Annotated in this window: 9 protein-coding genes; 3 read left to right on the forward strand and 6 right to left on the reverse strand. The window is 40.7% G+C overall.

Annotation, left to right across the window (positions count from 1 at the left end):
* Positions 1–173: 173 nt before the first annotated feature.
* The 3 genes from LU351_RS18940 to LU351_RS18950 form a co-directional block, all read right to left on the reverse strand.
* Positions 174–1,367, reverse strand: coding sequence for a hypothetical protein (locus LU351_RS18940; RefSeq protein WP_232595671.1), 1,194 nt, complete (start codon positions 1,365–1,367; stop codon positions 174–176).
* A gap of 785 nt (positions 1,368–2,152) precedes the next feature.
* Positions 2,153–2,911, reverse strand: coding sequence for a transporter substrate-binding domain-containing protein (locus tag LU351_RS18945; RefSeq protein WP_232595672.1), 759 nt, complete (start codon positions 2,909–2,911; stop codon positions 2,153–2,155).
* 517 nt (positions 2,912–3,428) lie between these two features.
* Positions 3,429–4,136, reverse strand: a complete 708-nt coding sequence (locus LU351_RS18950; protein ID WP_232595673.1) for a substrate-binding periplasmic protein — start codon at positions 4,134–4,136, stop codon at positions 3,429–3,431.
* A gap of 737 nt (positions 4,137–4,873) precedes the next feature.
* On the opposite strand from LU351_RS18950, the gene LU351_RS18955 reads away from it, so the two are divergent.
* Positions 4,874–6,418, forward strand: coding sequence for an FAD-dependent oxidoreductase (locus LU351_RS18955; RefSeq protein ID WP_232595674.1), 1,545 nt, complete (start codon positions 4,874–4,876; stop codon positions 6,416–6,418).
* Positions 6,419–6,525: 107 nt separating this feature from the next.
* On the opposite strand, the gene LU351_RS18960 is transcribed toward LU351_RS18955, so the two are convergent.
* The 3 genes from LU351_RS18960 to LU351_RS18970 all read right to left on the reverse strand — a co-directional run bounded on the left by LU351_RS18960 (position 6,526) and on the right by LU351_RS18970 (position 10,143).
* Entirely contained in the window at positions 6,526–8,280 is a 1,755-nt protein-coding gene (locus tag LU351_RS18960; RefSeq protein ID WP_232595675.1) for a carbohydrate-binding module family 20 domain-containing protein, read from the reverse strand.
* A 392-nt stretch (positions 8,281–8,672) separates the two neighbouring features.
* The gene (locus tag LU351_RS18965; protein ID WP_232595676.1) at positions 8,673–9,239 is read right to left on the reverse strand and encodes a hypothetical protein; all 567 of its coding nucleotides are present in this window, start codon (positions 9,237–9,239) and stop codon (positions 8,673–8,675) included.
* Between the two features lie 184 nt (positions 9,240–9,423).
* Positions 9,424–10,143, reverse strand: a complete 720-nt coding sequence (locus LU351_RS18970) for a class I SAM-dependent methyltransferase (RefSeq protein WP_232595677.1) — start codon at positions 10,141–10,143, stop codon at positions 9,424–9,426.
* Between the two features lie 152 nt (positions 10,144–10,295).
* Between LU351_RS18970 and LU351_RS18975 the strand changes: the two genes are divergently transcribed.
* A complete protein-coding gene (locus LU351_RS18975; RefSeq protein ID WP_232595678.1) occupies positions 10,296–10,859 on the forward strand; it encodes a hypothetical protein in 564 nt (187 codons plus the stop codon).
* Between the two features lie 134 nt (positions 10,860–10,993).
* Positions 10,994–11,228 (forward strand): helix-turn-helix domain-containing protein (locus LU351_RS18980; RefSeq protein WP_232592619.1); only part of this gene is annotated, 235 nt, incomplete at its 3' end.

Raw genomic sequence — 11,228 nt, forward strand, 5'->3', positions numbered from 1 at the left:
CTTGGAGAGCACTCCTACATAATAATTAAAATCGCCTTTACTTATCTTACGAATACAAAGATAAAGTAATATAAAAAAATACAAAAGCGATTGATAGTAAATAGAAAAAGCCCATATCAAAAGAGTATGGGCTTTTTTATTATAGTGTGATCAACCTGCAATGAGTATCCTCATTATCTTGCAAGGTCACGCTCGGAAATTCGACGACCACACATTGAGACATTACTTGCAGACGTATTATTGCCGGTACATCCACCACGATACTCACAGTCTTGTGCGGTAACACCAGGCTGCCAACTACGAGTAAATTTCAACATATTGTCTTTTACAGATTGATCCAAGTCGCCGGCGTATTTATCAATAGCCGCATCCCCCATGTACAAACCCACATAAGCCATTACATCATCCGTAGAAAGCCCACAGCCAAAACCGGTATTTAATGTTTGAGTTGGATCACTGCCTTTCACTTGAGATGCTTCTGAACGCGTGAGTATGCCATCATTATTGGCATCCAATACATTCACAAAATTGGTGCCACGTGGAGAACCCATTAAGGCATTAAAATAGACTTCTGCATCTGCCTTGGTGATCACCGGATTCAGTGGAGGAATGTCCGACGTACTAAAGGCCTGATAACCCGCAGCAGCAACAAAGCTATCATCAATATCAATACAGAGGTTATATTCAACGTCTTTAATAGCTTCGATGGCATTTTGAGGATCACTACACACTAAGCCTGTCGTCACAATAAAATTATCTTTATTCACACAAGCCGTGTCATTTGCCAAGTAAGTAATACAGGTGGTATCACACCAATCTTGGGTATCAGAATTACGTTGACCGCTAACCGCACTCATTAAACCCGTTGGATTAGTATCTGAACCACAGCTGCCTGGGTTACTGCCACCACCATTACTGGGGGGAGGAGGGGGTGGAGTACCGCCACCATTATTCGGTGGAGGGGGTGGAGGATTGTTATTGTTACCACCACCATTTGAGTTACCTCCACCAAAACAACCACCTGAGGCAGCTTGCGCAGCATCTACATAACATGCGCTACCACACGAGTATGGATGCGATGAAGGGCAATGATTCGTCGACACATTATTATTGCCGGCGTTGTTATTGCCCGCATTGTTATTGAAATTATTGTTTGAGTTATTACCACCAGAATTATTATTGAAGTTATTGTTACCCACTGAGCAACCACCAGACGCAGCTTGCGCAGCATCCACATAACAAGCCCCACCACAAGCTAATGGATGGGATGACGGACAATTTTGAGCTTCCACGTGGGCGCTAAGGCTTAACGCGGCTAAATATCCAAGAGCCGAATATTTAAACGCTGATTTTATTTGTTGATACACGAGTTTTGCCTCCAGGTTATAAAAATAACCAAAATGAAAAAGACATTAAGGTAAGAGAGAGATAGCGCACACCAAGCCTGTGAACTTTCTGCCAAACAACCTGTCGAAGCATAATGACTGGCAATAGCATGAATAGCGATAATTACAGAGCAATTTCACAAATACAACAAGGTATTATTTTCTTCGAAAATAATGGTTATTTTAAAGCAGGCCATACAATAAAAAATTCTGTCTCTGCAGTAAAATACTCTTACTATATAAGGGAATGCCTGTGCCTTTTACCGAACGTTTGACTATAACGTTTTTACTTGCTGCCAAACTCTCGTGAAAAATAGTAGGAAATGTCACTACTCAAAACTACGAAACAAGGCCATAAATGTAATCGTTTTCATGACCCAGTCCGCAGTTCATTCACTTGATTTTAAAAAGCGTGATCTCACGCCACATATGACAAAACAGGAAGACATCGTTCTGCTTATTTTTTCACCTTAGCCGTGTATTAAGAGAATCACACTTTGTGTCATACCATTATTTGGTCGCACAACTATTTAGTCATACAACTACTTAGTCATACAACTATTTGGTCATACAATTAAAAACTCACCCCCAAAAAAAATTCTTCAAGAAGGGCTGAGTCAACTATGATGAACCAACCATAAAAGAGTGAACATACTCCTTTACTAGAAGCACCGTGACTTTAGTAGAGAAAGACGGACAAAGGCATAAAGAAACCTCTGATCAAGCCACAAAAGAAATGTGATGACTTTATCGAATTTGTAAGCAGGTTAATCAAAGATTTCTATACGACCCACTGACTTCAAATACTCTATTTTTTCATTGAAATTTTCTATAAATTCCGGCACTACACCACGACAAACTAGCGACTCCTGTTGAGTCACGATAGGCATACTAACATCATGTGGATAAGGTTCTATTTGTAAATTCTGAAAGGCAAAGTAGACATCAGGTACATAAGCGATAAAGACATCAATACGCCCTTGTTGAAGCTTTTTAATATTTTGCTCGACTTTCTGAACAGCCTCTGTGCTTAAAGCAGCTTGGGCAAATGCAGTACCATAAAACATCCCATGACTCACCCCTACCCTCTTGCCTTGCAAATCTGTTAAGCGACTGACAGCAGGCTGCCCTGGCTTAACAAATACATACGCTTTAGCGAGATTAAAGGGCTGAGTTTGTAACAATCCATCACTCGAGAAATTTTCAGCTTCATAACTGAGATTTGAAGGGCTAATACAACAGTTATCACACTTCTGAAAAAAGTGCCTAGCTCGGGACAAGGGATTGACAATAATTGAAACTTTTTCTGGCCTCACCACAGCTTCATGAATAATTTTATCGTAAATACCTTCACCATTTTTTTGGTGCAACCCTGATATTTCAATCCCGTAAATCGTTACCTGACCGACTGAAAGAGAGCAATATAAGAATAAATATACTACGAATAACAACACTGCCACTTTCACCAAAGTAACCTTCCATTGTTCGGCTATTTTCTTTACGCATTTAATATAATTATAGAACACACCCATTCACTTGTGATTATACTGCCACCTCACAGCGTTTTAACATACGAAAAAGTTTTGTGTATAAGCCGTTATATTTCCAACAGAAATATCCAGCGCATCAAATCAAACTCATTTCAAAACAAGAGCCAAAAACATGGAAATGTAGAAAATTTAAAGTACAAAAAGCAATCATTTTAACTTACCTGTTCTATACTCAATTTGACACACAATTCATCTTTCCAGCTTAGAGAGATTGAATTCAATGAATGAACTCATTCAAGACACAACCAGTAAACCAATACTGGCTGAAATTAGCAGTTTGAATCGATTAACAAACCTAATCCAGACGAAAAAAACTTACGTAAAATATATTGATATACTCCTGTAGATATGACCGTTGATTGCCACTTCTATTTTTGGAGTGGCTCTTTTTATACTCCGCCCTGTATTTTTGCTGTCATACTTCAACCTTTACTGAATTTTCGATCTGTATTGAAATTATTTTTTCAAAATCTGATTAAAATCAAGTAAAAGCTCAATTCACACTTTGGTCGTTAATAGATTGTGAACTGATAGTCTGTCGTGATTTAAGTAGCTCTTTCATCCCTACTTTTTTCCAATATTGATTCAACAAACCTTCTTCTTTCATGTTTTTTAATACGACAGATACTTTAGGCACAATATGGCGGTAACGCTTATGCAAATACGCATACCCATAAAAAGACCCCAGCACCCCCGCAATATATAATTTTTCTGTCGGCAATTCGGGATGATTAATCAATGTTTGAGCTCTTGTTTCGGATAAAATTAATACATCAGTACGGTTTGCGAGCAACATCTTTAAGCCTTGGAGGCTTCGTGTTATAGGACGTAATTGATCACTTCGAATCAGCTTTGGTAAATTAGCATCACAGATTTGGGTTCCTGTGCTACAACTCACACGATATTCCGTTCCACGTAGACTCTCCCAACCATCGAGTTGTATTTTGGGGTCATTCACTACTGCCACAAAAGCATTCTCCCAATGAGACTCTTCTATGCGAACCAAAAGGGGATGGTAATGACCATACCAAGAACCACGAGAAATCTCTCCATCTACCTCGCCTTTATACACCATGGATAAAGCACGCTTGGATGGCACATATACATAATGAAGCTTAATACCTAACCTTCGAAAGGCCTCATTGTATACAAGATAAAGATACTGACCATCAGGGCTGTCTAAAGGGCGAGAACTTGACAATGAAATATTTTCAACCGCTCGAGCGGTTGAAAAAAAGAAGAAAAGTAAAATAAAGCGCAAAACGAGCACTTTCGTATCTCAATTAAAATTTTTTATTTTTCACGTACATCCCACCCACAAAAAAGTCAACCTCCACAATATTTTCTTACAAAGTAAAATCAAAAAAACACCGACATTGAAATTAAAAACATTTTCAACACCCCAACCTACTGCTAAAAAAGCATTAAATCACATTATAGATAAATCATTGTTTTATCACACTAAATTAACCTTAAAATTTTTTGAACATGAAAGAAACCATCTCAAAAATAATTAATTTAGATCTTATAGGTAGCCATCGTTATTACATGAACTTTTAATAATTTAAAGTACAATTGCACATTAACAACTCGTCACACCGTTAAAAAACACCCATTTATCTAGATATGAGTACAAACTCAGCCTAACCAGATAGCACAAAAATTTATCATTATTGATTGCGCATAAAATTGCATTTAGGTAGTGAAAACTGGTCTATTCAACACATTAAAAAGATCACAGGGTCTATAAGCCTCTCTTTTACTTATTCAAGCTTTAAATTCTATAGGTGAACTGAAGGTGTCTTCTTTAGTCTTCATAAAGAGCAATATAAAAAGCAACTTTTCCAAACTGGCAGTTCCCACTTCAACACGTTAAGCTTATAGGTAATATGCCCATAACTATTGGCTATATAGCAAACTCCATAATCGGCGCACTTTATGATCACATTACAGTCAACCTATGATGTTACTGTCATCGGAGGAGGGATTAATGGCACAGCCATTGCCGCAGAAGCCGCACGCCGAGGCTTATCAGTTTTACTTTGCCAAAGCAAAGATCTGGCCAGTGGATATTCTGGCATGAATCCCTACCTTGTCAGTGCATTTCCTGAGCGGGCTACAACATTTAACTTTCCTGGAACCTATTGTGCCATTCAAGATCAACGCTTTTTAGGACAACTGGCGCCACACCTTTTAACACCTCTCAATGCGATTGGTATACTGCCAAAACCATCTAGCTGGCGCTGGACGGTGGCTGCAAGCCTAATTAACTCTTGGCAAAGAGCACCTAATAAGCATACTTTCCACGAATCACCAACTCATGCAGAAGCACCCCATTCAGACGCTTTACACCCCGGCGTTCTACACACTGGCCATTTAATAGATACGATTGGCCCCCATTTTGAGTTCACAGAATTTGGTGTAAAGGACTATCGACTGGTTATAGCAAACGCTCTGCAAGCAAAAGACAATGGAGCAACTATTGCCCCACGACACCGAGTTACCGGTGGGGCACGAGTAGACAACCAATGGCAACTGACTCTTGAAGCGACAAACCCACAGAGCAATATCGTACAAAAGCGATCTGTTACTTGCCAATGCATCATCAACGCCAGTGGCTGGTGGGTGCAAAGTAATCAAGATGAGTTACTGCCAAAACAATCCCGTGGAAGAGCAAAACGCTTACGCCTAGATCACATTATTATCCCAAATCATTTAGGCATAGATAAAAATCTTACGGTTTACTCCAAAAGCTCAGGAAACACTAAGCCTCTCTACCTCACACCAGTGGATGAAAGATGGCTACATGTAGGTCCACTTATTACTGGACATCCTCCTGAAGATGAAACACCTCATCAACATTTTGCTACGTTACTACTTGAGCAACACAACCAATTATTAAATAAAACGTTTACCACCGAAGATATTCGCCATCATCGTTGGGGGTTTCGGGCCATTTGTGATGACGTAAGCATTACCGATATGAATGAGCATGTCTTGGATATTGAATGTCCCGACGGCAAAAGCCCTCTACTCAGCATTTATGGGGGTAATTTAACGGCCCATCGGCGTATGGCTAATCAAGCCATGAATTTACTGAAGCCCTATTTGAATAATTTGAAACGTGAGCAACCTCAAACACGACTTCCTGGCGGTGAATTTAAATACTGGGATGAATTTTTCGATGAGCTCACCACCGCATACCCAGAGTTATCAGAGAAATTTTTATTTAATTTAGCCAATCGTTATGGCGCAAGAACCTATTCTTTACTCGGTGACATTCAATCAGAAGACGATTTAGGTCACCACTTCGGGCATGGCTTTTATGAAAAAGAATTGTGCTATTTAATCAACGAAGAATGGGTATTAACAGCAGAAGATGCGCTATGGAGAAGAACCGACTTCGGACTTTATTTTGATGAGCTACAAGTGAGTAAGTTAGATCAGTGGATTGAAAAAAACTTAGGGAATAAAAACACCTAAAAGCACCAAAATAAGTGTAGTGGCCAGTTTTATTTGGCCACTACACATTTTGCCACTACGCATCTGCCCCAAAGAAAGCAAATCGATCCCTTAGTTTGCAAATACTTTTAGAACCCCGCCCAAGGTGTTTTATTCGAGCCAGTATTAAAGGTGTTATTCGAACCAGGCTGCCATTCCACACCATTATGATGGTTATTCTCTTCCCGCTTCAAGCATTTCCACTCCACATCCGTATTATCGGGGAGGTTAATATTGCCATTCCAAGTTGGGTAATCAATCGGCTCTAGTTTTACCGCACGAGCAGGATCCCAATTACCCAACTCATCTTTATTACCCACCACATAAACGCTTTGCCCCCAGTAGGTTTGGCCTTGATAACAGGTAAATAAAATATCCGTCCGACCTCCATTACCCGGTCCTGGTCCAGGCCCTGGGCCCGGGCCAGTACCAGTCCGATCCGTTACGGGAGTAGCGCTGTTAGGTGCCCCCCCACACGACGTGCAAGCCGTTCCGACTATTGCCCCCACATGAAACGCCACCGCATCGAATGAGCCCACCGATAAACTGGCATTACCACTGCCATCTACCGTAACGGTTGCCCCTGTACACTCACCTGTATCGTAATTAAAATCCGCATGGATGATATCGCAGTATGTACCCGCCGCCATGCCTGTACGGAAAGTGCGATTCAAAGAGCCACCCTCACGATTAATCGCTACAAAACCTAAACCACCGCGCCCCCAAGCCATCTGACTATTTCCGTTGTCCCAATAGTCTGTCACCCGAAAAGCACCGCTCGTATTATTGCGAAACGCCACCATATTAGCGATTTTTCTCTCACGGTGTTCACACAACCAACCATTTCCACAACTACTGGCACCGGCTGAAGGAGGGCCTTGATCGTGATCATTCCAATCGTAACTGGACATCACACGAGGATACCCATAAGGCCAGCCCAACATAAAGACATGAGCAAGATTATTTAACGCAAACCCATCCTTATGGGTAATAATGTCATTCGTTTTTTGGCGCTGATTATCATGATTCGCCACAAACACCAACGCATCCGCTGAACTAATCCAGCCCCCCCACGACCCAATATTACTGATCTCGCGTAGAGGTGCACGCCCCTTAAAATAATGCCCCATGGTATCGGTAAAATTAAATTCTGTAACATCACCTATATAAGTGTATTGTTCAGGCTGGATAGGCTCACCAGGGCCACGTATTACCTCCTGAAAAATATACACGCTTTGGTCGGTTAATCTCGATTTAATCGCAGCGATGTCCCCCGACGGCATATGTTTCGCCGCGTCAATCCGAAACCCTCTTACCCCCATACTAATAAGATCATTCATAAAATCAGCAATTTTTTGACGAACATAATCACTGCCTGTGCGTAAATCGTCTAAACCCAATAGTTCACAATACTGCACTTCATAGGCATCCTGATAATTATTGATATCGCGATTACAGTCGCTAAAATCCCACGTATCATAAGGTACTTCTGGGTAACGACGGGGCCCGGCAGACATATGGTTTATTACCGCATCCACATAAATATCCACACCAACTGCTGCACACCGTTGAACCATCGACGCAAACTGAGCACGATTTCCACTTCGTCCTTCAATGGCATAACTTAAAGGCTGATAGCGTGTCCACCATTGAGGTCCTGAAATGGATTTTTGTGGCGGAGAAACTTGAATCGCAGCATACCCCATTGGGCCTAAAAAATTTTCACATTCGTTGGCAATATCATCCCATTGCCATTCAAACAAATGAACAGATACTGTCCGTGTCACGGCATGAGAAGAAAAGGGAAGACAACAGAAAAGCAACACTATTAATGTACGCATCATAAACGACTCCGAGAAGCTTTACCTGAGAATGAAAAGCAATGACGGAAGACACTAAACCTTTATGAGAAACTCTGAGCTCAAGAGCGATCATCCGCCAACGCTTCGTTATTATTTTTATTTGCAATACAGCAGATAGGAAAACCACTTAAATGTCACATTGAATCCAGAATGACACCAGAGAATTTACAATGAATACGTATGCAGTCGCAAAAAAACACGAAAGAGAGGTATGAGTGAAGAAAAATACGTCAAAAAGAGGAAGAATTAATACTCACCGTTATAAATGGTAAAAACGGAATGGCAAAAACGGAAAGTCTAACATATCAAATTACCCCGTGAGCTCACAAGGTAATTTGATCGCACCCACTGCTTACGCAAATAGGTAAAGAAAATTACATATTGGAATTAACATAGTTAACCACATCGTATGCAACATCTTCTAGCATTCTATTTGAAGCAATGCCAAAAGCATCCGTATAAGCGCCCGCAGAACGCTCAAAACCCGGATTGGAAAGCTGATTTTTTGACGCGCCATCCAAAAATGCAGTATCCATAATCACCACACTACTACCGGCCATTGCACCCGCCCAAAAACGAGCTGCACCACCGATAAACTTAATTTGTTTAATATAAGGCTTAATGACAAGAACTTCATTGTTCGAATATTGTGTGTAAGACTTAGCTTTGCTCTCTTCTACACTGACAACCTCTAAATCAGAAAATATTCCACTGAGCTTCATTTGAAGATGCTCATTAATTTTTTTCGCAGCCTTTTCATTAGCGCCTTGGCCTGCATAATTGGGAGCAAGTTCTGCATCGACTAAAACAACTTTTTTAAACGTACTTAGCTTTACAGTAGCTGGAGTAACCCTGCTTGGGGTTTCAACAATTTGAGTGGCGCAACTTGCTAAAAATAATACACTGACTGCCATTATCACAGTTTTTAAATAGGTCTTCATACACTTGATCCATGAAAGGTAAATAACACTACGTGATATATTCCCATAATGAAGTTTCACACGCAGAAATCGGTTTTTAATTTATATCAATCAGAGCTTTGCCCTGACGCAATACTACCTCACGGTGTTTGAAAAACCAATTTTCATGCCAAATATGTATGATACACCTCTGCCTTCACCGCTTTCATGGCTTCGTTGCCACAATAGAAATTTCACTCACCGAGCTCTTCCAAAACTGAAGATGGTATTTTTCTAATACCCCCAAATCTCGTTTAGACCACCAAGGCGTGGTCTCTAAAACATCACTTTCCTGAAATTCAAAGCCCATTTTCTTCACCAATGCTTTGTATTCTTGCGCGTTTTTTTGCCTCATCTTCGGGTGGCGAAAGAAATATTTCACCCACCAAACATTCAAAAAATCCCGACACGACTCACTAACCAAAAGCTTGCCGCCAGGTTTAAGCACACGCTTAAACTCCGTGAGTGCCTCTTCTTGAAACGCAATATGGTGCAACAGCTGATGGCAGAAAATAATGTCGAAGGTATTCTCTGGAAAATCCATGGACTTTGCAGAAGCTTGAAATACCTCCACAGGGACAGAGCACGCTTGTGCCGTCTGCTCTGCTCTTTCAAGTAAACTCATATCAATATCAACCGCGACGATTGATGCTGGCTGAAAAACAGACTCTAACAGGCTAAAAGAGCGTCCTTCACCACACCCAACTTCAAGTAACTTACCCTGCGTTTTAAATTGCCCATCAATCAAATCACGAAGATTCAAAATCGTCTCTTTCAAGACATATTTATACCAAATGTCTGTAGTGAGGAACCACTTACCAAAGGATGTTTCTTCAACCCACTCTTTTTTGTCTTTTTCAAGATTTGGCGACAAAGGATGTACCATAACTGTTATACGCCGGTTAGATGCCAGATTTCATGTGTAATTAAGGTGCACATCTTACCAAATAAAGTCTTTTGCATTAACATGATTCGGCGTTTTACTGAATGTCGCCTTTTTTATACCCTATGACCTTTGACTCTATGGTCTTATAGCCCATGCCCAACTGGATACGTCAATTTATTGTAGGTTCGATAGAATCTTCCCCTCTTCCCCTCTTCTTAGTCTACATGCAGTTTATCGATCAACGATTTACCAAAGAATGGCTCGGCCCTTATCTCATCAGCTCAATTGCCGCAGTTCTTTCCACCGGTTATTTACTCAGCATCAAACGGCCACTAAATCGCCTATTTATTGGGATTAACGCTTATTTTTTGTCCGGACTAATCAGTGTTGTCATGAACATAAACAGTATTAATCAACTCTATGGAATCATGGGCGCATCGGCGATGCTGATGTGGATGACGCTAATGGGGTTGGTGATTACGATGGCGCGAGGGTCGCTCCATCCAGAAAAGAAACATCAAGGGCTTTCAGAAACCCAACATGCAACAACAAAGGCCCGCCTTACCAGCCTATTTTTTGTATTACTTTGTGCTGTCTGCACTGCGTTTTCATGGTACACCCAAGGGAGTCGCTTGATGTCTGAATTAGTGCCATTTATTGGTTTATTTACGCTTCACAGCATTTGGTTTTTAAAACATAATTCTTATGCAGATTAAATCAATTAAGAATTCAGAGAAAAGGGAAATATTAAAAACATTATAATTTTTTATTTGACCTATTCAATTTAAGACTATCAAAAAGCTCTTCTACTAAAGGGTGCATAACTTAGCCAACACTGTATAATACAGTCATGAAAAATGATGGCAGAAAATTAAGTCACGATACGCTCGAAGAAATTCGCATTCGTGCAGTACAACAAGTGGAAGCTGGCGAAAGTCCTGAAGTCGTAATCAAAGCGCTCGGCTTTAATCGCAGCCAAATTTATCGATGGTTGGCCCTTTATCGTGAAGGGGGCTATGAGGCATTGAAAAAAAGCGTAGCCAAAGGTCGAGAACCCAAGCTATCTGACCAGCAACTTCAAAAGC

The organism is Marinibactrum halimedae (assembly GCF_021234875.1).
Classification (GTDB): Bacteria; Pseudomonadota; Gammaproteobacteria; order Pseudomonadales; family Cellvibrionaceae; genus Marinibactrum; species Marinibactrum halimedae.